This is a genomic window from Mesorhizobium loti CJ3sym, assembly GCF_000472785.1.
Lineage (GTDB): Bacteria > Pseudomonadota > Alphaproteobacteria > Rhizobiales > Rhizobiaceae > Mesorhizobium > Mesorhizobium loti_E.
The window spans coordinates 112,355-132,759 of the sequence record NZ_AXAL01000008.1; the positions used below are offsets into that span (position 1 = coordinate 112,355).

Annotated in this window: 24 protein-coding genes; 10 read left to right on the plus strand and 14 right to left on the minus strand. The window is 61.7% G+C overall.

From position 1 onward, the window contains the following. Positions 1 to 119: 119 nt before the first annotated feature. Genes A3A9_RS0112400 through A3A9_RS0112410 form a run of 3 tightly spaced genes read right to left on the minus strand, consistent with a single transcriptional unit; the run spans position 120 to position 1,979 of the window. Entirely contained in the window at positions 120 to 419 is a 300-nt protein-coding gene (locus A3A9_RS0112400; protein WP_027031425.1) for a GNAT family N-acetyltransferase, read from the minus strand. A gap of 2 nt (positions 420 to 421) precedes the next feature. After that, the gene (locus A3A9_RS0112405; protein WP_027059076.1) at positions 422 to 1,042 is read right to left on the minus strand and encodes an alpha/beta hydrolase; all 621 of its coding nucleotides are present in this window, start codon (positions 1,040 to 1,042) and stop codon (positions 422 to 424) included. Between the two features lie 4 nt (positions 1,043 to 1,046). Continuing rightward, on the minus strand, positions 1,047 to 1,979 hold the full coding sequence (locus tag A3A9_RS0112410; protein ID WP_027059077.1) for a VOC family protein: 933 nt from the start codon (positions 1,977 to 1,979) through the stop codon (positions 1,047 to 1,049). A 226-nt stretch (positions 1,980 to 2,205) separates the two neighbouring features. Here A3A9_RS0112410 and A3A9_RS0112415 point away from each other — a divergent pair, with 226 nt between their 5' ends. Next, the gene (locus A3A9_RS0112415) at positions 2,206 to 3,777 is read left to right on the plus strand and encodes an alkaline phosphatase family protein (RefSeq protein WP_027059078.1); all 1,572 of its coding nucleotides are present in this window, start codon (positions 2,206 to 2,208) and stop codon (positions 3,775 to 3,777) included. Positions 3,778 to 3,825: 48 nt separating this feature from the next. Here the strand turns inward: A3A9_RS0112415 and A3A9_RS0112420 are convergent, their stop codons facing one another. Continuing rightward, entirely contained in the window at positions 3,826 to 5,097 is a 1,272-nt protein-coding gene (locus A3A9_RS0112420; RefSeq protein WP_027059079.1) for a PRC-barrel domain-containing protein, read from the minus strand. A gap of 262 nt (positions 5,098 to 5,359) precedes the next feature. Between A3A9_RS0112420 and A3A9_RS0112425 the strand changes: the two genes are divergently transcribed. After that, complete coding sequence (locus tag A3A9_RS0112425) at positions 5,360 to 6,280, plus strand: diacylglycerol/lipid kinase family protein (protein ID WP_027059080.1); 921 nt, start codon at positions 5,360 to 5,362, stop codon at positions 6,278 to 6,280. Between the two features lie 29 nt (positions 6,281 to 6,309). Here the strand turns inward: A3A9_RS0112425 and A3A9_RS45170 are convergent, their stop codons facing one another. After that, positions 6,310 to 6,483 (minus strand): hypothetical protein, encoded by a 174-nt coding sequence (locus A3A9_RS45170; RefSeq protein WP_082222031.1) that lies wholly within the window; start codon positions 6,481 to 6,483, stop codon positions 6,310 to 6,312. 155 nt (positions 6,484 to 6,638) lie between these two features. Between A3A9_RS45170 and A3A9_RS0112435 the strand changes: the two genes are divergently transcribed. Beyond that, positions 6,639 to 8,171, plus strand: a complete 1,533-nt coding sequence (locus A3A9_RS0112435; protein ID WP_027059081.1) for a sensor histidine kinase — start codon at positions 6,639 to 6,641, stop codon at positions 8,169 to 8,171. 22 nt (positions 8,172 to 8,193) lie between these two features. On the opposite strand, the gene A3A9_RS0112440 is transcribed toward A3A9_RS0112435, so the two are convergent. The 3 genes from A3A9_RS0112440 to A3A9_RS0112450 form a co-directional block, all read right to left on the minus strand. Beyond that, positions 8,194 to 8,658: a hypothetical protein gene (locus tag A3A9_RS0112440; RefSeq protein ID WP_027059082.1), complete on the minus strand. Its 465-nt coding sequence runs from the start codon at positions 8,656 to 8,658 to the stop codon at positions 8,194 to 8,196. Between the two features lie 11 nt (positions 8,659 to 8,669). Continuing rightward, positions 8,670 to 8,996, minus strand: coding sequence for a DUF883 family protein (locus A3A9_RS0112445; protein ID WP_027059083.1), 327 nt, complete (start codon positions 8,994 to 8,996; stop codon positions 8,670 to 8,672). Between the two features lie 126 nt (positions 8,997 to 9,122). Continuing rightward, positions 9,123 to 9,884, minus strand: a complete 762-nt coding sequence (locus tag A3A9_RS0112450) for a Crp/Fnr family transcriptional regulator (RefSeq protein ID WP_027059084.1) — start codon at positions 9,882 to 9,884, stop codon at positions 9,123 to 9,125. A gap of 208 nt (positions 9,885 to 10,092) precedes the next feature. On the opposite strand from A3A9_RS0112450, the gene A3A9_RS0112455 reads away from it, so the two are divergent. Further along, a complete protein-coding gene (locus A3A9_RS0112455; protein ID WP_051370878.1) occupies positions 10,093 to 10,413 on the plus strand; it encodes a response regulator in 321 nt (106 codons plus the stop codon). Positions 10,414 to 10,456: 43 nt separating this feature from the next. Here A3A9_RS0112455 and A3A9_RS0112460 read toward each other — a convergent pair whose 3' ends face one another. Then, positions 10,457 to 11,008: an RNA polymerase sigma factor gene (locus A3A9_RS0112460; protein ID WP_027031435.1), complete on the minus strand. Its 552-nt coding sequence runs from the start codon at positions 11,006 to 11,008 to the stop codon at positions 10,457 to 10,459. A 3-nt stretch (positions 11,009 to 11,011) separates the two neighbouring features. Then, the gene (locus A3A9_RS0112465) at positions 11,012 to 11,215 is read right to left on the minus strand and encodes a NepR family anti-sigma factor (protein ID WP_027059086.1); all 204 of its coding nucleotides are present in this window, start codon (positions 11,213 to 11,215) and stop codon (positions 11,012 to 11,014) included. Positions 11,216 to 11,436: 221 nt separating this feature from the next. Between A3A9_RS0112465 and A3A9_RS0112470 the strand changes: the two genes are divergently transcribed. The 6 genes from A3A9_RS0112470 (at position 11,437) to A3A9_RS0112495 (ending at position 14,915) form a co-directional block, all read left to right on the plus strand. Then, positions 11,437 to 12,231 carry a response regulator gene (locus A3A9_RS0112470; RefSeq protein WP_027059087.1) on the plus strand — a complete coding sequence of 265 codons (795 nt, stop codon included), beginning with the start codon at positions 11,437 to 11,439 and terminating at the stop codon, positions 12,229 to 12,231. A 207-nt stretch (positions 12,232 to 12,438) separates the two neighbouring features. Next, the gene (locus A3A9_RS42495; RefSeq protein WP_027059088.1) at positions 12,439 to 12,603 is read left to right on the plus strand and encodes a DUF1328 domain-containing protein; all 165 of its coding nucleotides are present in this window, start codon (positions 12,439 to 12,441) and stop codon (positions 12,601 to 12,603) included. 187 nt (positions 12,604 to 12,790) lie between these two features. Continuing rightward, the gene (locus A3A9_RS0112480) at positions 12,791 to 13,825 is read left to right on the plus strand and encodes a sensor histidine kinase (RefSeq protein ID WP_027059089.1); all 1,035 of its coding nucleotides are present in this window, start codon (positions 12,791 to 12,793) and stop codon (positions 13,823 to 13,825) included. Between the two features lie 115 nt (positions 13,826 to 13,940). Further along, positions 13,941 to 14,117, plus strand: coding sequence for a hypothetical protein (locus A3A9_RS45175; protein ID WP_202596368.1), 177 nt, complete (start codon positions 13,941 to 13,943; stop codon positions 14,115 to 14,117). 130 nt (positions 14,118 to 14,247) lie between these two features. Beyond that, entirely contained in the window at positions 14,248 to 14,574 is a 327-nt protein-coding gene (locus A3A9_RS0112490; RefSeq protein ID WP_027059090.1) for a hypothetical protein, read from the plus strand. A gap of 83 nt (positions 14,575 to 14,657) precedes the next feature. Then, the gene (locus A3A9_RS0112495; RefSeq protein WP_027059091.1) at positions 14,658 to 14,915 is read left to right on the plus strand and encodes a YMGG-like glycine zipper-containing protein; all 258 of its coding nucleotides are present in this window, start codon (positions 14,658 to 14,660) and stop codon (positions 14,913 to 14,915) included. Between the two features lie 91 nt (positions 14,916 to 15,006). Here A3A9_RS0112495 and A3A9_RS0112500 read toward each other — a convergent pair whose 3' ends face one another. The 4 genes from A3A9_RS0112500 to xylF all read right to left on the minus strand — a co-directional run bounded on the left by A3A9_RS0112500 (position 15,007) and on the right by xylF (position 20,146). After that, positions 15,007 to 16,632 carry a CHASE domain-containing protein gene (locus tag A3A9_RS0112500; RefSeq protein WP_027059092.1) on the minus strand — a complete coding sequence of 542 codons (1,626 nt, stop codon included), beginning with the start codon at positions 16,630 to 16,632 and terminating at the stop codon, positions 15,007 to 15,009. 165 nt (positions 16,633 to 16,797) lie between these two features. Then, complete coding sequence (locus tag A3A9_RS0112505; protein WP_027031443.1) at positions 16,798 to 17,595, minus strand: ATP-binding cassette domain-containing protein; 798 nt, start codon at positions 17,593 to 17,595, stop codon at positions 16,798 to 16,800. A gap of 15 nt (positions 17,596 to 17,610) precedes the next feature. Further along, positions 17,611 to 18,963, minus strand: coding sequence for a sugar ABC transporter permease (locus tag A3A9_RS0112510; RefSeq protein ID WP_027059093.1), 1,353 nt, complete (start codon positions 18,961 to 18,963; stop codon positions 17,611 to 17,613). A gap of 142 nt (positions 18,964 to 19,105) precedes the next feature. Then, on the minus strand, positions 19,106 to 20,146 hold the full coding sequence (xylF, locus tag A3A9_RS0112515; protein WP_027059094.1) for a D-xylose ABC transporter substrate-binding protein: 1,041 nt from the start codon (positions 20,144 to 20,146) through the stop codon (positions 19,106 to 19,108). Between the last annotated feature and the right edge of the window lie 259 nt (positions 20,147 to 20,405).

Consider the following 20,405-nt stretch of genomic DNA (forward strand, 5'->3'; position numbering starts at 1 on the left):
GCACGGCGATATATCATATCTAGGCAAGATATCCGGTCGCGGCAAATTACAAAGCCAATCGGCTGCCGCGACCGCCCCCTTCTTGCATGCACACCGATCGACGAGGTGCTTGCGCCCCCCTACTGCTTCAGCACGTCGGCCCATTCCGGATGGCGGCGGAACTGGGCGTTGGCGAAGGGACAAAGCGGGATGATCTTCTTGCCCACTGCCCGGGCATCCTCGACGGCACGGGTGACGAGCCGAAGCCCGGCACCCTGGCCGCGAAATGCGTCCGGCACTTCCGTGTGGTCGATGATGATCTGGTGTTCGCCGATCTTGGTGAAGGTCATCTCGGCCTCGGCGCCACCGGGTCCGCGCAGGACATAGCGGCCCTTGGAGCCGCGGTCTTCCAATTCGATTTCAGGCAGTTGGTCGGGCATGTCTACACTCCTTGAGCGACACCGGCGAAGAGCCGCCGGGCCGTCTCGATTTCATTAGGCCGCACCTCGTGCCCGCCTTCGTGCCACTCCACTGTGACATCGGCACCATCGGCACGCAAATAGGCTTCGAGCCGCGTCGTCAGGTTCGGCGGGCAGATCGGATCGCGCTTGCCGGCGGTCACCAGGATGTGCCGGCCGACAAGGCTGCCGTTTATCTCAGGCTCGAACGGGATCAGCGGATGCATCAGCACCGTGGCGTCGAACAGGTCGGGGGCCTCGAACACCAGCGATGCCAGTATGTTGGCGCCGTTGGAATAGCCTAGGCCCAGCACGATTGATGGCTTCGCTGCCTCGACATGCGCCTTGACGAATTCGGCCATCTTATCCGTCGCCCGCGTCAGATCGCCCATGTCATAGACGCCCTCGCCGGTGCGGCGGAAGAAGCGCGCCGCACCGTGTTCGGAGACATCGCCGCGCGGCGAGATGATGGTGGCCTGGGGCACGAGATCGCGCCCCAGCGAGACAAGCTGGCTCTCGTCACCTCCCGTGCCATGGAAGACGAAAAGCAGTGGACCGCCCGGCGAACCGGGCAGCGCCTTGTGGATGTAAGCGTCCTTGCTCATGACTTCAGCCTTCCAGCTTCTGCAAATGCTGTTCGAGATAGGGTCTGAGATGCTGGTGCTGTGTCGGCAGCTTCAGCGCTTCGCCGAGATGCGCGGTGTCTTCGTCGCGGTCGAATCCCGGCTCGTTGGTGGCGACTTCGAACAGCACGCCGCCCGGCGTGCGGAAATAGATCGCCCAGAAATAATCGCGGTCGATCACGGGCGTCACCCCATAGCCGGTATCGATCAAGGCCTTGCGCACTTCGAGCTGCTTGGCACGGTTCTCGACGGCGAAGGCGACATGGTGGACCGAGCCGGCGCCGAGATCGGCAAAGGGCGCGGTCGGCAGCGATTCAATGTCTATGACATCGGCGCCATTGCCGTTCTTAACGGCAAGCCGCCTTATAGTACCTGACTTGTCGACCTCCTCGTAACCCATGAATTTCAAGAGCTCCTCGGTGGCGCCGCCGTCCTTCAGCCTGAGCGAAACCGAGTGGAAGCCACGGATCGCTTCGTCGGTTGGAATGCCGCCCTTGACCCAGGGGGCTCTGCTATCGGCCTTGTCCTCGACGAGCGCGAAACCGTCGCCATCCGGCCCGGCAAATCCGAGCCGCTTCTCACCAAAACTCTCCTCGCGGGAGACACCGGTCACGCCCTCGTCAGTGAAGCGCTTTTCCCAATAGGCGAGCGTGCCTTCCGGCACGGAGTAAACCGTGGTGCCGACCTCGCCGACGCCGTGACGGCCCTTGCCGATGTTGGGAAACGGAAAATAGGTCATCACCGAACCGGGTGTGCCGGCCTCGTCGCCATAATAGAGGTGGTAGACGTCAGGCGCGTCGAAATTGACGGTTTTCTTGACCCGGCGCAGGCCGAGCTTGTGGGTGAAGAAATTATTGTTCTGCCGGGCATCCCTGGCCATCGAGGTGACGTGATGCAGGCCCTTGATCTGGTCGAGCATTGTCTTGCTCCTTCCCTTGGTTTTCGTGCGGCCCTTGCCGCTGTCCACGCCAATATGAGGACAGGCCTGCTCATAGCAAAGGCGGCAAACACAGAATGGACTGTGCTGTAAAAGTGAACAATCGAAAGAGATTTGTTCACCAATTGACTAGTGCGGGCGGCCTTGCACCTTTGCTGGAAATCGGTTCCATGAGCTGCATTCGAACATACAGCGAAAGGTGTCGCGAGTGACAGGAAAAGCCAGGCGCCCCAACTTTCTCCTGATCACCTGCGACCAGTGGCGCGGTGATTGCTTGTCGGCCGCCGGCCACCCCGTGGTGAAGACACCGAACGCCGACGCACTGGCCGCCGAGGGTGTGCTGTTCAAGCAGCATTATGGTGGCGCCGCACCCTGCTCGCCGGCCCGCGCGTGCCTCTACACCGGCCTCTACCAGATGAACAATCGCGTCTGCCGCAACGGCTCGCCGCTCGATGCCCGTCATGGCAACATCGCGCAGCATGCGCGCAGCACAGGCTATGACCCAACCCTGTTCGGCTACACCGACGTGTCGCTCGATCCGCGCCAACTGGCGCCTGGCGATCCAAGGCTGAAGAGCTATGAGGGCGTGCTGCCCGGATTCACGGTGCGCCAGTTGCTGCCCGAGCATCAGAAGCAATGGCTCTCCTGGCTGAAGATGCAGGGCATCGACGCCAGCGCTGGATCTCCGGACATCCACCGTGCCGTGGACGAAGAAGGCCACGCCGATGGCGTGACAGAGGCGCCGCCAATCTATTCAAAAGACCATACGCCGACGGCTTTCATGGCGGGAGAGTTCATCCGCTGGCTGGGCGAGCAGGAACAGGCCACGCCGTGGTTTGCGCATCTGTCCTTCATCAGCCCGCACCCGCCCTTCATCGTGCCGGAACCCTACAACACACTATACGATCCGGCCGACGGCCCGGCTTTTCACCGCGCGGAGAGTTGGCGGGCCGAGGCTCAGAGCCATCCCTATCTCGCCTATGATCTCAGCCGGCGGAAACGCGCCAACTTCCGCCCCGGCACCGCAGGCAAGGTGCATGACTGGAGCGAGGATGATTTCCGCCGCCTCCGGTCGATCTATTATGGCATGATCTCGGAGGTCGACGCACAGCTTGGCCGGATATGGCAGTTGCTCAAGGCTTCAGGCGCGTGGAACGACACAATCATTGTTCTCACCTCGGACCATGCCGAGATGATGGGCGATCATTTCATGCTGGGCAAGGGTGGCTATTTCGACGGCAGCTACCACATCCCGCTGATCATTCGCGATCCGCGGCATCGCAAGGCTGCGGGCAGCACGGTCGATCGCTTCACCGAAGCGGTAGACATCTTGCCCACGCTTATCGACCTGCTTGGCGAGGCGCCTGAGCCGCATCTCGACGGATGCTCGCTGAAACCATTCCTGAGCGGCGGGACCCCCGCTATCTGGCGCGACGCCGCGCATTGGGAGTTCGATTTCCGCTCGATCGCGGGCGGCGAGCCCGAGCAGCATTTCGGCATTGCCTCGCGCCAATGCAACCTGGCTGTCATCCGCACCAAAAAATTCAAATACGTGCATTTTGGCGGCGGTTTGCCGCCCTTGCTTTTCAACGTCGAGGCAGACCCCGGCGAACTGATCAACCTCGCCACCAGCCCTGCACATCTGTCCACCCGCCTGGAATTCGCCGAGCGGCTTCTCGCCTGGCGTGCCGAACATCTCGACCAGTCACTGGCGTTGGCGGAATTGACGGAAAATGGTGTCGCCGGGCACGTCGCCGGCCTTCCTCCTCGCCTGACATGAAAAAACCCGCGCCGTTGTCGGCGCGGGCTTTTCACCGGTTGAACGAAATTACTGCACGATCAAACGCTGCTGGTCGCGCTTCTGCGCATAGCTGCCCTTGTCATAGGCGGTTTGCGCCTGGAGCTGCTCCTTGGTGAAGGTCGTGTAGAGATACTTCTTGCCATCCTTGTCGGTCATGAATTTGAGATTATCCAGGCCGACAGCGACTTCCTTCGCGCCAATGCCGAGGAACCCGCCGACATCGACGATCACCGCGTCGGTCTTTTTGTCAGGCGTCAGCACGACATCGCCGATCTCGCCGACCTTGGCATCATTGGCGCCATAGACGGTGGTGCCCTTCAGGTCATCGGCCCTGATTTCGCCAACCGGCATCGCGGTCAGCGTCGACTTGTCGATGGCGGCGGTCTCAGTCTGATCGGGTGCGGTCGGAGCCTCGGCCGTCTTGCCGGCCGGAGCGGTTGCTGCCGGAGCATTCGACGCGGTGGTTGCCGGCACCGGATCATAAGCCTTGCGGTTGAAGTCCGGCTGTGCCGTCAACTCTTCCTTGGTGGTCTGGGCCACCAGCCAACGGTCGCCATTCTTCTCGGCCCACTGTGCCTTGCTGAAATCATAAGCGACATTCTTGGCGCCGAGACCAAGGAAGCCGCCGACGCCGATGACCAGGGATTCGGCCTTGCCATCCTTGGTCAGCACGATGTCGTTGACGCTGCCAATATTCTGCGCGTCATCGCCGGTGCCATTGTAGACGGTTTCGCCGATTATTTTGGTGGCGAGATTGCCATCAGCACGCTTCACCGGCTCGGCCGGAGCCGCGGCAGGCGCCTGTGCGGTATCCGTCGTCGCGGGCGCCGTCGGTGCTGCCGCGTCGGTGGATGCGGCAGGCGCCGGTGCCGAATCGTAAGGCTTGCTGTCGAACTCCGGATGCGCCGTCAGTTCGTCCTTGGTCGTCTGGGCCACCAGCCAGCGGTCGCCGTTCTTTTCGGCCCACTGCAGCTTATCGTAGTCGAAGGCGACATTCTTCGCCCCTACGCCCAGAAAGCCGCCGACGCCGATGACGACAGATTTCGCCATACCATCCTTGTCGAAGACGACATCGCTGACCTTGCCAATGTTCTCGGCGTCGTCGCCGGTGCCGTTATAGACGGATTCACCGATGATGTTGGTGACGATGCTGCCTTCCGTGTGCGGCACAGGAGCAGCTGCAGCCGGCTCCTCAACAGCGGGGGCTGCGGTAGGGGCTGACGTCGTCGCGCTCTGCGCGAGGGCACCGGTCGCGATCAATGTTGCGAGTGCGGTCGTGGCTAAAAGCGTGCGGATCATGATAGTATCTCCTAATGCGTGATTCATGCGCGCCGCGCTCGATTTGACCGTCACTGGGACGGCCGGCACGGCATTCTCTACGGGTTCACAACGTCGTGATCATGCTGTTGTTCCGACAAAAATGGCTGTCCAAAAACACGCGATGGTTGCGTAACACCCGCTGAATCGCGCGCCTTGCAACGGAACCTTTCCTGCATCGCTACGTTTCAGCCTGAGGCTGGGTTCGCCCCGGCCCGTTTTGGCTGACATAGCGGAGTGGGGCATGAAATTTGCGGCGGTGCTGAACCGGGACGGCGGCACCTTGCGCACCACAGACCTCACCGCTTTTTCGGACAGGATGCGTCAGACGCTGGAAGCGGCAGGCCACTCATTGACCATCGATGTGGTTGCCGGCAAGGATGTGGTGGAAACCCTCGACAGTGCTGCCTCGCGCCTTGCCGTCGATGTCGTGTTGGCCGGTGGGGGTGACGGAACCATTTCAGCGGCGGCCGCAAGGCTGATGGGCAAGAAAAAGGCGCTTGCCATTTTGCCGGCCGGCACCATGAACCTCTTCGCGCGAGGCCTCGGCATTCCGCAGTCGCTCGATGCCGCGTTGAATTCCTTCGCCGATGGCGAGATCATCGCGGTCGACATGGCCACGGCCAACGGCCGGCCCTTCATCCACCAGTTTTCGATCGGCATGCATGCCAGGATGGTGCAGCTGCGCCAGAAGATGGAATTCGGTTCGCGCCTGGGAAAGATCGGCGCTTCGGCCAAGGCCGCATGGGAAACGATCAACAATCCGCCGGCGATGAACGTCACACTGGGGATCAGGGAGGCCGAGATGACGGCGCGCATCACGGCCATCGGCGTGACCAATAATCTGTTCGGCGAGGGCCATCTGCCTTATGCGGACAACCCGGCGGGCGGCGTGCTTGGCATCTATGTCACGGTGGCGCAGCAACGGACCGAACTGATGAAATTCCTCTTCAACATCGCGCGTGGCAAATGGCGCGACAATGAACATGTCGAAATCCATCAATCGGATCGGACGATCCTGAAAATCCACTCCGGCAGCAGGAAGTTCCGCGCCGTCATGGATGGCGAGTTGGTCAGGCTCGAGCGGGAGACGACGATCGAAATCCGGCCTGGCGCGCTGAATGTCCTGGTGCCCGCCAGAGTTGCGGAGGCAAAGGCTGCCTGATGCAATCTCGAACGATGATGGCCGAAACTCTAGCCACCCGGCGCACTTCCTTGCTCTGTCGCCGGTGTCTTGACCATCTGACCATAGATTTCAGCGATGCCCCAGGCCGCGATAGCCAGAAGCAGCGAGGCGATCAGGATGCGCAGGCGATGCCAGCCCCACCGCCCCTGCCGCGCTTTGTCCTGCGGAATGATCTTGGTCATGGCCTGTCCTTGTTTCGTTTTGCGTCTGTTGGCGCACGCGGCAGATCACGGTCGGGTAACGGTTCCTCGCTAGGATGGTTCCGGGCGAGCCGACCGGCGGCAGCCTCGCGAAGCGGCAAGACGGCAAAGGCCGGCAGGGACATTGGGGCACTGGGGTGAATAGCAAGGCGGACATAGGGGGCAGCCTGCCGGCTGAAGTGGCCCTTGCGGTCAATGGCAAGGACCGGCTGGCCGTGCTGCACGGGCTGGAGATGCTGGATACGGCGGCCGACCCGGACTTCGACCGCATCAGCAGCCTCGCCGCCACGGTGATGCAGGCACCGATCGCCCTGGTCACGCTCGTCGATCTCGAGCGGCAATGGTTCAAATCCTGTGTTGGCCTAGACGAGACCGAGACCGCGACCGACATCTCCTTTTGCGCCCACGCCATCGCCGCCGGCGACGAGCCCATGGTGGTGACGGACGCAACGACGGACCCGCGCTTCAAAGCCAACCCGCTGGTCACCGGCAAGCATCATGTGCGTTTCTATGCCGGCGCGCCGATGGTCGTGGCAGGCGCGAGGATCGGCACGCTGTGCGTGCTCGACCGCGAGCCGCACGCCTTTCCGTCGCAGACCGAGCTCGACCAGTTGAAGACACTCGCCAGCCTTGCCGCCAGCCTGTTCACCCTGAAGGACGCGACCCGCAGCGGCGCTATCGCCGAGGCAGCACTGGCCCGCGAGGAAAAACGGCGCGCCATTGCGCTCGACGCGGCCTCGCTCGCCAGTTGGGCATGGGATATTCGCACCGACATCATCGAATGCGATGTCCGGCTGTCGGAACTGTTCAACCTGCCGCGCTCGACCCGGCTTCGGGCGCGCGACATCCTGGGCGCCATCGATCCGCGCGACGTCTACCAGACCGAAACCCGCTTTCGCGATGCCCTGTCCGGCAGTGACGACTATTTCGGCGAATACCGGGTGAAAGGCTTTCATCCGCAGCGCTGGATAGCCACGCGCGGCCGCGTCATCGAGCGCGATGGCGAGGGCAAGCCGACACTGATCTTCGGCGTCAACTACGACATTTCCGAGCGCAAGCTCGGCGACGAGCGGCAACGGCTTCTGCTGCGCGAGCTCAACCACCGCGTCAAGAACACGCTGGCGACCGTCCAGGCGCTGGCGACGCAAACCGTGCGTCATGCCCGTCAGCCGAGCGAATTCCTCGAGGCTTTCGGCGCCCGGCTTCAGGCCCTTGGCATCGCCCACAATCTCCTGTCCGACCGCGAGTGGCGCGGCATCGGCATCCGCGAACTCGTCCAGATCGAGATCAGGCCCTTTGACGCCGCCGACCAGCCGCGCATCACAATCTCCGGCGCCGACCTTTTGCTGTCGCCCGACCAGGCCGTCGGCCTTGGACTTATCCTGCACGAGCTGGCCAGCAACGCGCTGCAATATGGATCGTTGTCGGTTGCATCGGGCAAGGTTGATCTCGACTGGAAGGCACAAGGCAAGAAGGACGGCCGGCGCCTGGTGCTCACCTGGCGCGAGAGCGGCGGCCCGGAAGTCGCCCCGCCCGAGCGGCACGGCTTCGGCTCGATCCTCATCCGCCGCAGCCTGGCCAAGGTCATCTCAAGCGAGGTGACCCATGAATTCCGGCCGGAAGGCGTCTTCGCCGAGATATCGATGCCGCTGGAAGATCTGTCGAAATGACCCGAAAGCGGGCCTTGCGGACTCACTTCCTACTGTCGACATCCGTATCTTCGCTGCCCGGTTTCACGTTCTCGCGGTAGATGGCATAAGCCGCAAGCGCGGCAACCGGCCCGAGTATGACACCCAATCCGGTTTTGCCCTTCAGGAGGGTCGGCAGCACCGCGAGTGCCGCGGTAATGCCGATCGCCGTCATGTCGGACTTGCGTCGTTCTGCACGACGCCTGGCCCGCGAGCCGGCCGATATCTGGTAAATCAACAGGATCAGGCCCGCGAGAACCAGAAACCCGATGCCAAAACCCAGAGCCGCGGCAAACGACCCATAGCGAAAAGCGGTCCAGATGTAGGCAGCGCCAATGAGGAAGCCGAGACCGCACAGCGCGGCGATTGTCGCCAGCACATAGATGATGGCCGCCGAGCGCGCGCGGCGCATGGCGGCCAGAGTCTCGCCCGAAGCGAGGCCTGATATCAGGGACGCGAACATTCCCATGGATTTGCGGACTAGCGACGCGCGAGCAGCGCGAAGAGGAAGCCGACGCCGGCGGCGATCGCCAGCGATGTCACCGGCTTTTCGCGGACATTTGCCAGCAACTGTGCTTCGATGTCTTTGGCACTGCCGCGAAGGCTGTCAAACGCAGCCTCGCCCTGCGCCCGCAATTGCTCGACGCCCTCTGTGGCCGCGCGGCGGGCAGTGCCATAGCCATGTTCACCGGTCTTGGCCAACTGCTTGGTGAGCTTGTCGATATCGGCCTTCAATTGCCGGATGTCGGCCTCGAGGTCCGAATTCGCCCGCGCTTCGTTGGCGGCTTTTCCTGCGGCGGTTGCCATTGCTTAACTCCTTGTGATTGCTCGATTTCAAACGCGCCGTGCGTCTCAAGGTTCCGGCATAGGAACAAACTAGCCGAAAACGCGCGCGCACGCACCAATCACCAATCCATGGCGAAAGGCGCTTGGTCAGATCAGTGGCCGACGCCCCTCGCCCAGCCCTTCCCAGCCAGCGAGATGCTTGAGCCCTTCCGTATCGACGACCTCGCAGCCACCGTCGCGCCAGAGTATCAGCTTGCGGTCCATGAGCTTGCGGATCGTCTTGTTGGTGTGAACCAGCGACAGGCCAAGCGTGTCGGCGATATGCTGTTGCGTGATCGGTATCTGTATAGATTGCTTCCCGTTCAGCCCGACAACCTTGGCACGGCTGGCTATGAAAGCAATCAGATAGGCGGCGCGCTCGATCGCGCTGCGTCGGCCGACACTGAGCAGGTTCTCGTCCAGCATGCGTTCTTCACGCGATGCGATCCAGGTGATGTCGTAGCCGAGGCCTGGATGGCTGCGGTAGAGCTCATGCAGATTGTCGCGCTCGAAGACGCAAAGCAGCATTGGCGACAGGGCCTCCACGGAATGCTGCATTTCCCCCATGACACTGCCTTGCAGTCCGATAAGATCGCCGGGCATCAGGTAATTGAGGATCTGTCGGCGACCATCTGGCAACAGCTTGTAGCGGAACGCCCAGCCGGACAGCACCGTGTAAAGGTGGGCGCTATGGCTTCCTTCCACGAGGACCGTTGCGCCCTTGTCGACCGCGAGTTCGCCCTTCTTGAACCTACTGATGAAAGCCAGTTCCTCTTTCTCGAACTCCCGGAAAACCGGCAAGGGCCGCAACGGACAATTCTCGCAAGGATACTGGCGACCCGAAAAAGCGCGCCCATTCTGCCCTGGCATTTCGACCCCTCTTCGAAGGCCTGCCGGTCAGCAGGTCCATTTAAACGTTTTGCCGGGATCGGAGTTCCGGGTTGAAGGCATGTCTTTTTTAAATGACAACACTCGCAATAGCGATCATGACTCCGGGCGTTTCAAGGAGCCTTGACCTGTGCCCACATTGCTTGACGGATTGCGGATTCTAGTCCTGGAGGACGAATTCCTCATTGCCATGGATGTCGAGCAGCTTTGCCGTGACCATGGTGCACAAGAGGTGGTGATCGCCCGCGACCTGACAGAGATCGACGACCAAAAAGTCGCAACGCAATTCGACGCCGCCATCGTCGATCTGATGCTGGGCGGCACCTCGACGCTGGAATTCGCCGCCGGCTTGCGGGAAACAGGCATGCCCTTCGTGTTTGCCTCGGGCTATTCGGATGCCGACGAGATCAGGACATCCTTTCCCGGGGTGAGGCTGGTGACCAAGCCGTATTCAGGGGAAGATCTGGTCGAGGCGGTGGCAGCGGCCTACGGACGCGGCTCTCCTGGGTGAACCGACACGGCCGCGCCCGGACTCCGTTATCCGAGCTCTAACGTCAACGCGCCGCCGTCCCGGTAACCTGAGCCGAGATCGCATCAGGACCATATTCGTCCTCGCCGGAGATCTTCAGGATTTCCTGCAGGCGGGTGCGCGCCCTGCTGACGCGGCTCTTGATGGTTCCGACCGCGCAACCGCAGATTTCGGCGGCCTCCTCATAGGAGAATCCCGAGGCGCCAATGAGGATGATCGCCTCGCGCTGGTCCTCCGGCAATTGCTCGAGAGCGCCACGAAAATCCTTAAGATCCAGTTGGCCGTGCTGGGCGGGATGGACCGCAAGCCTGGCCGTCATGATACCGTCGCTGTCCTGCACCTCGCGACCGCGCTTGCGCATCTGCGAATAGAATTCATTGCGCAGAATGGTGAAAAGCCATGCCTTGAGATTGGTGCCGGGCTGGAAGCTCTCATGCTTGTCCCAGGCTTTGACCAGTGTTTCCTGAACGAGGTCGTCGGCCTTGTCGGCATTCTGCGTCAGCGATACGGCAAAGGCCCGCAAGCTCGGGATTGCCCCAAGCAGATCGGTCTTGAAGCCTTGGGAGACCGCGGCCATGCCTCAGTCCTTCTTCTGCGCGGGTTCGGTCTGTTCCAATTGGCTAAGCAATTGGGCAAATCGATCCGGCACATCGTCGGAGACAAGCTCGTCGTAATATTGTTTGAGTTTTCGCCCGATTTCGGAATTGGCGCCAAGCGGGTCGCCAGCACCGTTCCGGCGCTTGCCCGCGGCGCCAGCCAAAATATCTTTCGTCATTTCCTTCATTTTGCCCTTATATTCCCAGCATCCAGGCCGCTCATATCAACTCAACACAAGGCAAGCGGCACCCTCGTCTGGTTGCCCATCCCGACACCAAACGCCGGTCCGGCCTTTTCGTTCCATGGCGGCGGAACTTTTTCGGAAAACCCGCGTTGTATTAGCGGGGCTAGCAATCAGCTTGACCTGCAATCCAGGCAATAACGTCATTCTGAGGGAGACGTCTTACCATGAGTTTATCCGCCACCATCGCGCCGCACCTGCCGTTCCTGCGCCGCTTCTCGCGCGCCGTGTCGGGATCGCAAGAGAGCGGCGACGCGCTGGTCGCAGCGATGCTCGAAGCCATCATTGCCGATATCGATATCTTCCCCGAGGCATCGAGCGACCGCATCGCGCTCTATAAGGTTTTTGCCAAGCTGTTCACCTCGGTCGCCATCCGCGTGCCGCAGGAGCAGGCGCAATCGGCGTGGGAGCAACGCGCCGCCGCCAATCTCAATGCGATCGCGCCGCTTCCCCGCCAGGCCTTCCTGCTGGTTGCCGTCGAAGGCTTCAGCGAGGACGAGGCGGCCGAGATCCTCGACGTCGGCGATCAGCAATTCTCCGAGTTGCTTGCCCAGGCAAGCAATGAGATTTCCCGCCAGGTGGCGACCGACGTGCTGATCATCGAGGACGAACCGCTGATCGCCATGGACATCGAAGAAATGGTCGAGAGCCTCGGCCATCGCGTCGTTGGAACGGCGCGCACCCATGCCGAAGCGGTGACGATGTTCGGCAAGACGCGGCCGAAGATGGTGCTGGCCGATATCCAGCTCGCCGACGGCAGCTCGGGCATCGAGGCGGTCAACGAAATCCTGTCGTCAACTTCAGTGCCGGTGATCTTCATCACCGCCTTTCCCGAGCGCCTGTTGACCGGCGAGCGCCCCGAACCGGCCTTCCTGGTGACCAAGCCGTTCAATCCCGACATGGTCAAGGCGTTGATCAGCCAGGCGCTGTTCTTCGACCGCCAGGCGAAGGCCGCCGCATAGTTTCGCTGCCTCTAAGCAGAAACACACAACATCGAAAGCCGGCTGATGCGATGCATCGGCCGGCCTTTTTGCAATCGGACCCATCATCCCTGAATTTTGAGGCCCGCTCCGCCTCTAACGGTTTGCAAGCATCGTCTTTTTCGGCAAAAGGTGGAACAAACCGCATCCACTCACGTTTTCATCGCACCCTTCGGAAGGAGATGAACCATGCTTTACTGGGCGCTCGTATTTTTCGTCGTGGCAATCATAGCCGGTGCGCTTGGTTTCGGCGGCATCGCCGGCACATCCGCTGGCATAGCGCAGATATTGTTCTTCATCTTCCTCGCTTTCCTGGTCATCTCGCTCCTGGCCGGCCTGTTCAAACGGGCGTGAGCGAACGTAGATCCGAGCGAACACTGGAAGCCGCACCCCTCAAACGGTTTCCAGCCACCGCCGGGCGGTATCCTTTAGGGGACACCGTCCGGCGGACCGCTTTAGGGACAGTTTTCCTGGGAAATTTCATTTTGGAACCCATTCAACAGTAAGCCGTTCAGCCTGAGTTGGGTGGACAGATTGACCGATGCGCTCCAGGACTGACGACAAAACGGAAGGCGCGCGGAGCGACGAAGTCATCGCCCTGCATCCGGCGGAAAATGGCATGCAGCTTGGCCGGGCCCTTCTCCACGCATTGCACAATGCGGGCATTTCCGTCCTCTATCAGGATCGCGAAATGAAGACCGTATGGGCCCGCAACATGCGTGCGCCATGGGTATCGGACGGTGCTGATGGCAATGGCATTTTGCCGATGGCGCAGGCTGACCGTATCACCGCCGCCAAGCGTGATGTGATCGCTACCGGTAATCCGGTGCGGCTTGAAATCAGCGTTCCGGTCGAGAACGGCGTCCGCTGGTTTCAGGTTTGGGTCGACGCCGACCGCGGCGACGCCGGCGACGTGCAAGGTGTCGTCACCACCATGGTCGAGACGACCGAGCAGAAGCGGCGCGAACAGACACTGACAACGCTGCTGCGCGAGGTCAGCCACCGCTCCAAGAATCTGCTGGCGATCATCCAGAGCATCGCCACCCAGACCGGTCGCTATTCCGACGGCATCGGCGATTTTCTGACGCGGTTTCGCGGCCGGCTGCAGTCGCTGGCCTCCTCCCAGGATTTGGTGACATCCTCCAACTGGCGCGGTGCGGCGCTTCATGAACTGGTGACGAGCCAGATCGGCCGCTATGGCACGAACACATCGCACAGCCTGCGCTTCCGGGGCGCCAATCCCTATCTCAATCCCAACGCCGCGCTGCATATCGGCCTGGCGATGCATGAACTCGCCGTCAACTCGGTCAGCTACGGCGCCCTGTCGCGGCCGGATGGATACGTCGAGCTGACCGCCGATCTCAACACCGCGGCGACCGGTGAGGTCGCCTTGTCGCTGACATGGGCCGAAACCATAGGGGGCAGTGGCGGCCGGGCCCATCAGAAGCGCTTCGGCAGCGTCGCGCTGGAGCGGGTGGTGCCGGCGTCGCTGAGCGGAACTGCAAGCCTCGATATCGCGGATGGCCATCTTGAATATCGCCTGGTCGTTCCGCACAGCAATTTCGAGACGCCGTAATCGCCCTACCGCAAGCAGCGATCCTTAACCGGCTGTTCACCATAAGGGCGGATGCTGTTTTACCCAGATACCGCTGCAACCCGTTGGGGTTTCGGCATGGTGTGGGGAGGAGCGCTTGACGGTCGCCGACATGAACAGACTGGAACAGGCCGCTCGTATTTCGATGGGCGAGTTTCAGGATCCCGAGACGTCCGTGGAACCGCTTTCATCACCGCACCACAGCCTGCTATGGGGCATCGTGCTGGCGGCGGCGGCGACAATTCTTCTCATCGCCTTCTTCCAGTTGAGCTGACCGAAATCCGCCCTCCGGTGGCCCTGCCTCGGTGTTAACCGCTTGCAGCGCTGACATTATTTGCATGTGCCCCCAGTCGGTCAGGAACTTTGGCCGATATGGGCCGTTATTATGGCGAGAGGACGTCGCCGTGGAACACATCGCTGCATTGCTGCTGGTCATTGGCTGTTCGAACACGATGGCCGACTGTCGTGAATTGCAGGTGCCTGTCAGTATCTTCGCGACTGCTGACGAGTGCACCGCGGAGCGGCCCTTCGCGATGGGTGACGTGCAGGGACAGGCACAGCATATCGTTGCCAGATGTCTTGCTGTCGATCCCGCGCTTGAGGATGATTATGATCAGATCGTCTGGAAGGTGCGCTCCGATGGAAATCTCGACGCATCGCTTGCGGTTTCCAGTCTCGTCATGGCATCTAACACCATACGCCCAGAAAAAGACTATCTTAGCCAACAATAAATTCGAGCAGCAAAGGCCGTCATTTCGTGCTAAATGGCTGTTGGAGCTTACCAAAGTGTGGACACAAAGTGAGGAGTGACTCAATGCGGAAGATGATTATTGCCGTGCTCGCCGTAGCTGCCCTTAGCGGCTGTACCTCGACCGAGCAGGACGTGGTTGGCGGCGGCTTGATTGGCGCCGGTGTCGGCGGTCTGGTCGGCGGCGGCAAGGGCGCGCTGATCGGTGCGGCTGTCGGTGCAGGGTCCGGCCTGCTGGTGCGCAGGCTGCAGGGCGGCTATTGCCAGTATCGTGGTCATCATCGTGACGGCCGCGTCTACTACTACAGGGCCCGCTGCAACTAGTTCAGCCATATCGGTCAATCCGGGGACCAGCTGGCTGGTCCCTGGATTTTCACGCCTGATGATCTATTCTCTCTAATGTGAGGGTGCGACGTTAGTCCGTGAACGGAATTCTTATTTCCACCTTCAGACCATCGACCTGATAATCGCGTTTGATCGTGCCGCGCAGTTCGCGCGTGACATTGAGGTCGATCAGCTTGGTGCCGAACCCGGTCTCCGCTGGCGCCTCGACCTTCTTCATCCCGGACTCCCGCCAGTTCAGTGCCAGCGTTCGTTCGCGCCCGCGCCCTTCGAACGACCAGTCCACCTTTAGAGCGCCGACAAAAGTTCCGGCTTCGCCATATTTCAGCGCATTGGTCGCCAGTTCATGGAAGGTCAGGCCAAGCGCCTGCGTCGTGGTCTCGTCGAGCAGCACCTCGGGTCCTGACACCAGGCCCTCGGGCAGGTCCTTACCAAACACCTGGCCAAGTTCGATGCGCAGGAGATCGGCGAGATCGGCCTTCTGCCAGCGCGAGCGCGTCAGCATGTCCTGGGAAGCCGCCATCGCCTGCAACCGGGCCGAAAAGGATGCTGAAAACTCGTTGACATCGGTCGCCCGCGAAGCCGTCTGCCGCGCGATCGCCAGCACTCTGGTGATCGAATTCTTGATGCGATGCTTCATCTCCTGCAGCATCAGGTCCTTGTCGAGCAGGCTCTTTTCGGTCGTCTCGTGCAGGCGTGACGCCGCTTCATAGGCCCGCTCCTGATAGCGCGCCACCAGCGCGATGGCACCGGCCGCGAGCAGTCCGAACAGCCCCAGCATCACCGGAATGGCGCGCGACGACGGCTGCGAGAAAGCGCTGGTCGGCCTGAACAGCACGGTCCACGGGCGGCCGGCCACCGTGATCTTGCGGGTGACCAGCAGCCGGTCGCCAAAGGACGGAGCCGGCGGCGTTTCGGAGCGGAACAACAGATTGTCGCCGTTTACCGCCGCACCATCATAGATCTCGGTGTTAACCGGCAGCAGCGGCGCGCGGCTCAACGCGACCTGGAACAGATCCCGGGCCCGGAAGGCCGCGTAGAGAAAGCCCGCGGTCGAGGATCGCGATGCGTTGATGACCTCCGGTGCTGTTTCGACATTGAGCCGCACGAAGACCAGGAAACCGGTGAACGTCTGCGCAGCACCCGTGCCCTGGCCAAGTTGCAGCAGCCCGCTGGCGTGCTGCTGGTCATCGGCCATTGCCTGCTCGATCGCCGTGCGCCGCACCGGTTCGCTGAACATGTCGTAGCCGATGGCGGCCTGGTTGGACGGGTCCAGCGGCTCGAACAGCATGATGGGCGCGCGCCAGGGCTGCGTCGTGTCCGGATAGACCGGATGGCTGGCGCCAAAATCGTGGAGGATGTCGCGTTCGACCGCCGCCTCGTCGCCCGTTTTGGCCAGCCCGAGGAAGCCAATGCCGCGCAGGCCGGCGAAATTGTTGTCGACATCCAGCGCATTGAAGAACGCCTTGAACTCGCTCTGCGAGATATCGCCATTGCGGGCATCGAACAGGGCCTGTGTCGACCGCAGCAGCGACAGATGCAGGTCGATCCGGCTCTCGATCCGGTTGAGCGCGTCGTCGGCCGCCGCTTCGAACTTGATGCGAGAGGCTTCCTGCGTCGCGAAATAGGCGAACCCCGCCATGGTCATGCTGATCAGCGCAACGGCGATGAACGCGACTATCGGAAAAAGCTTCTTCAACGGATGATGCGGTCCAGATGATGCGGTCCAGGTGCAATACCGGACTTTTATGGGCAAGTCGCCAGGACAACACAATGGCAAGGCCAAGCCATCGTGATTACTGGCACATCACGTGAGTAGTAACCGGCCATACCCGATGAGCGCATACCGTACCGCCGACACGCCTCAGGCCGCGATCTTCAGCGCACCCGGCCCTGGAATGGCACCTGGAGGACATTTGCCCAGGATGATCATGCCGAGCACCTCGTCCTGCGTGACATCGGTGGTGCGCGCGGTGCCGACGACCTGGCCGTTCTTCATCACGCAGACGCGGTCGGCAAGTTCGAACACATCGTGGATGTCGTGGCTGATCAGGAAGATGCCGATACCATCGGATTTGAGCTGCTTGACCAGTTCACCGACCTGCGCCGTTTCCTGCGGACCGAGCGCCGCGGTCGGCTCGTCCATGATCAGGATGCGGGCGTTGAACAGGATCGCACGTGCGATCGCCACCGATTGCCGCTGGCCGCCGGACAGCTTGATCACCGGCTCCTTGAAGCGCTGGAAGCGCGGATTGAGCCGGCCCATCACCTTGCGCGCCTCGGCCTCCATCGCAACGTCATCGAGCGTGCCCCAGGCGGTCATCAGTTCGCGGCCGAGGAACAGATTGGCGGCGGCGTCGACATTGTCGGCCAGCGCCAGCGTCTGGTAGATGGTCTCGATGCCATACTTCTTGGCATCGCGCGGATTGGAAATCGACGCCTCCTGGCCATTGACGAAAATCTGCCCTGCATCGCGCTTGTAGGCACCGGACAGGATCTTGATCAGCGTCGATTTGCCGGCGCCGTTGTGGCCGAGCAGCGCCACGACCTCGCCGGGAAAAAGATCGATTGAGGCATCATCGACGGCCCGGATACCGCCAAAGGCGATCGAGATGTTCTTCATGTCGATCAGCGGCGTTCCGGCGGGAGCGGTTTTGTCCATGTCGCTTCTCCTTCCCTAGACGCGCTTGCGATAGACGGTGTCGAGCCACACCGCGATGACCAGAACGGCGCCGACGACGATGCTTTGCAGCGGCGAGTCGACGCCAAGCAGCACCATGCCGGACTGCAGTGACTGCATCAAAAGCGCGCCGAGCATGGCGCCGATGATCGTTCCCGAGCCGCCGGCCAGCGACGTGCCGCCGATGACGGCGGCGGCAATCACAAGCAACTCATCCAATGTGCCAAGCACATTGGTCGACGAATTCTGCCGGGCGGACGAGATCGCGGCGGCGATCGTGGCCAGCACACCCATGATCATGAACACCTTCATGGTGATCCAGCGCGTGTTGATGCCGGCGAGATTGGCGGCTTCAGGATTGCCGCCGATGGCAAAGACATAGCGGCCGAAACGGGTACGGTTGGTGACGAAGGTCATGATCAGGCCGACCGCGATCGCCATCAATACCGGTATGGCGATGCCGTGCGCGATGAACAGGCCGCCCGCGGGCACGGTGATGTTGTTGGCCGCCGCATAGCGGTTCACGATGCCGATCGGCCAAGGATAGGAATTGGCGAGCCAGACGGCTCCCAAAATAACGGCGCAGGTGACCACGCCGAGCAGCGTCTCCGCCCAGATCGGCCGCAGGGGAAAGCGGAAACGCTTGCGCTGCACGCGTCCGTTGAACAGCGCAAACACCACCGCCAGGCAAGCGACGATGCCGACGACCCAGCTCCATTTTGCCCCGATCGATCCTGCCGGCCCGCCGCCCATCAGCTGGAAGGTGGCATCGAGCGGCGCCACGGTCTGGCCCGAGGTGACCCACCAGGCGGCACCGCGCCAGATCAGCAACCCACCCAGTGTGACGATGAAAGCCGGCACTTCGAGATAGGCGATGATGAAACCCTGGAAGGCACCAATCAGCAAGCCGAGCGCGAGGCCGATGACCAGGGCCAGGACCCAGATCCAAGGATTGCCAAGTTCGAGCCCGACAAACCGCACCAGGAAATGCACTTGCGCAAAGCCCATGACCATGCCGATCACGCCTTCGGCGGAGCCGACGGACAGGTCGATGTTGCGCATGACGATGACCAGCACCATGCCACAGGCCATGATGGCGACGGCGGAGGTCTGCACCGACAGGTTCCACAGATTGCGCGGCGTGAGAAAGGTGCGGCTGTCGAAATCGAGCGGATTGACGCCGAGACGCAGGCTGGAAATGATATGCAGCCCGATCCAGATGATCAGCAGCGCGCCGACCATGCCAAGCATGCGGGTATCGATCTCGGTTGCTTTCAGGAACCGCGCCAGCGCGCCGAGTTCCGACGCACGCGCGGTATCGGCCTGCGGGTTGGACGTCGTATCGGTCATGATTTCCTCCCACCGGCTGGGCGTCTGACGCGGATGCCGAAACCAGCCTAGAAGCTATCCGCCAGAGGCGGAAACACAAATCTTTTTGAGAAAACGCCGCGGCTTGGGGCCGCGGCGTTTTTATCTTTTCAGGCGGTCAAGTTTAGTTGCAGGCCGCGACGCTGCCGGCGGCGACGCCCGCGCAGACTTCGTCCTTCTTGATCCAGCCGGCGTCGATGACGACCTTGAGATTGTCCTTGGTGATGGCGACCGGGGTCAGGAACAGCGACTTGACGGTGTTGCCGCCAGGCGTCGTGAAGTCCTTCGCGCCGGCAATGTCGGTCATCTTCTTGCCGTCGGCCAGTTGCGAGGCGATCTCGGCGGCATTCTTGCCGAGTTCGCGCGCGTCCTTCCACACCGACACGGTCTGGGTGCCGAGCGCGATGCGGTTCAGGGCGGCATGGTCGCCATCCTGGCCCGAGACCGGCACGGTGCCGGCGAGACCTTGCGCCGTCAGCGCCGCGACAACGCCGCCGGCGGTGCCGTCATTGGCCGCGACCACGGCATCGACCTTGTTGTCGTTGGCGGTCAGGAACTGTTCCATGTTCTTCTGGGCGTTGGCGGGCAGCCAGCCGTCCGTATAGGCCTCACCGACATTCTTGATCTTGCCGCTGTCGATGGCCGCCTTGAGCACTTCCATCGAGCCCGAGAACAGGAAATCTGCGTTCGGATCGGAGCCCGAGCCCTTGATGAAGACATAGTTGCCTTCCGGCTTGGCCTTGAACACAGCGCTCGCCTGCAAGCGGCCGACTTCCTTGTTGTCGAAGGTCAGGTAGAAGACATCCTTGTTCTCGATCAGGCGGTCATAGCCGACGACAGGAATGCCTTCGTCCAGCGCCTTCTGGACCGCCGGGCCGATCGCCGAGGCGTCCTGCGCCAGGATAATCAGCGAATTGGCGCCCTGCGAGATCAGGCTTTCGACATCGGTGAGCTGCTTGCCGGGATTGGACTGCGCGTCGGCGGAGATGTACTTGTCGCCAGATGCTTCCAGTGCGGCCTTGATGGCGGCTTCATCGGTCTTCCAGCGCTCTTCCTGGAAGTTGGACCACGAAACGCCGACAACCTTGTCCTTCGCCTGCGCGACCGACGCAAGCGTCAGCGACATGGCGACACCCGCCAGGATGGCGGCTGTGAATCTCTTCATTGTATCCTCCCTGCGCCGCGTATGGCGCGACCAAACTGGCCCGAAGGCCGGCACAAAGGCTCTATTTTTTCGAGCCTCGAAAAAACACTGGTCCAACACCGGAACGCTGTCAACATCGATTCTGATGGATTTTGATGTCCCCGCGAATTTTTTTCGAGCCTCGGAATAAATAAATGACAGGACGGGCCGCTTCTGCCAGTATTTGACCGTGTCGTCGGCTGTGTTCGAGGGGCCGGAAGAACCGCGGCGACCGGGAGGA

What these genes read in the sequence shown, in the direction of transcription:
- A3A9_RS0112510 (WP_027059093.1), bottom strand. Translation starts at nt 18,963, where the DNA reads ATGACCGATACGACGTCCAACCCGCAGGCCGATACCGCGCGTGCGTCG.
- A3A9_RS0112410 (WP_027059077.1), bottom strand. Translation starts at nt 1,979, where the DNA reads ATGCTCGACCAGATCAAGGGCCTGCATCACGTCACCTCGATGGCCAGG.
- A3A9_RS0112505 (WP_027031443.1), bottom strand. Translation starts at nt 17,595, where the DNA reads ATGGACAAAACCGCTCCCGCCGGAACGCCGCTGATCGACATGAAGAAC.
- A3A9_RS0112450 (WP_027059084.1), bottom strand. Translation starts at nt 9,884, where the DNA reads ATGCCAGGGCAGAATGGGCGCGCTTTTTCGGGTCGCCAGTATCCTTGC.
- A3A9_RS0112465 (WP_027059086.1), bottom strand. Translation starts at nt 11,215, where the DNA reads ATGAAGGAAATGACGAAAGATATTTTGGCTGGCGCCGCGGGCAAGCGC.
- A3A9_RS0112405 (WP_027059076.1), bottom strand. Translation starts at nt 1,042, where the DNA reads ATGAGCAAGGACGCTTACATCCACAAGGCGCTGCCCGGTTCGCCGGGC.
- A3A9_RS0112400 (WP_027031425.1), bottom strand. Translation starts at nt 419, where the DNA reads ATGCCCGACCAACTGCCTGAAATCGAATTGGAAGACCGCGGCTCCAAG.
- A3A9_RS0112460 (WP_027031435.1), bottom strand. Translation starts at nt 11,008, where the DNA reads ATGGCCGCGGTCTCCCAAGGCTTCAAGACCGATCTGCTTGGGGCAATC.
- A3A9_RS0112455 (WP_051370878.1), top strand. Translation starts at nt 10,093, where the DNA reads ATGGATGTCGAGCAGCTTTGCCGTGACCATGGTGCACAAGAGGTGGTG.
- A3A9_RS42495 (WP_027059088.1), top strand. Translation starts at nt 12,439, where the DNA reads ATGCTTTACTGGGCGCTCGTATTTTTCGTCGTGGCAATCATAGCCGGT.
- xylF (WP_027059094.1), bottom strand. Translation starts at nt 20,146, where the DNA reads ATGAAGAGATTCACAGCCGCCATCCTGGCGGGTGTCGCCATGTCGCTG.
- A3A9_RS0112440 (WP_027059082.1), bottom strand. Translation starts at nt 8,658, where the DNA reads ATGGGAATGTTCGCGTCCCTGATATCAGGCCTCGCTTCGGGCGAGACT.
- A3A9_RS0112420 (WP_027059079.1), bottom strand. Translation starts at nt 5,097, where the DNA reads ATGATCCGCACGCTTTTAGCCACGACCGCACTCGCAACATTGATCGCG.
- A3A9_RS0112445 (WP_027059083.1), bottom strand. Translation starts at nt 8,996, where the DNA reads ATGGCAACCGCCGCAGGAAAAGCCGCCAACGAAGCGCGGGCGAATTCG.
- A3A9_RS0112495 (WP_027059091.1), top strand. Translation starts at nt 14,658, where the DNA reads ATGCGGAAGATGATTATTGCCGTGCTCGCCGTAGCTGCCCTTAGCGGC.
- A3A9_RS45170 (WP_082222031.1), bottom strand. Translation starts at nt 6,483, where the DNA reads ATGACCAAGATCATTCCGCAGGACAAAGCGCGGCAGGGGCGGTGGGGC.
- A3A9_RS0112470 (WP_027059087.1), top strand. Translation starts at nt 11,437, where the DNA reads ATGAGTTTATCCGCCACCATCGCGCCGCACCTGCCGTTCCTGCGCCGC.
- A3A9_RS0112480 (WP_027059089.1), top strand. Translation starts at nt 12,791, where the DNA reads ATGCGCTCCAGGACTGACGACAAAACGGAAGGCGCGCGGAGCGACGAA.
- A3A9_RS0112425 (WP_027059080.1), top strand. Translation starts at nt 5,360, where the DNA reads ATGAAATTTGCGGCGGTGCTGAACCGGGACGGCGGCACCTTGCGCACC.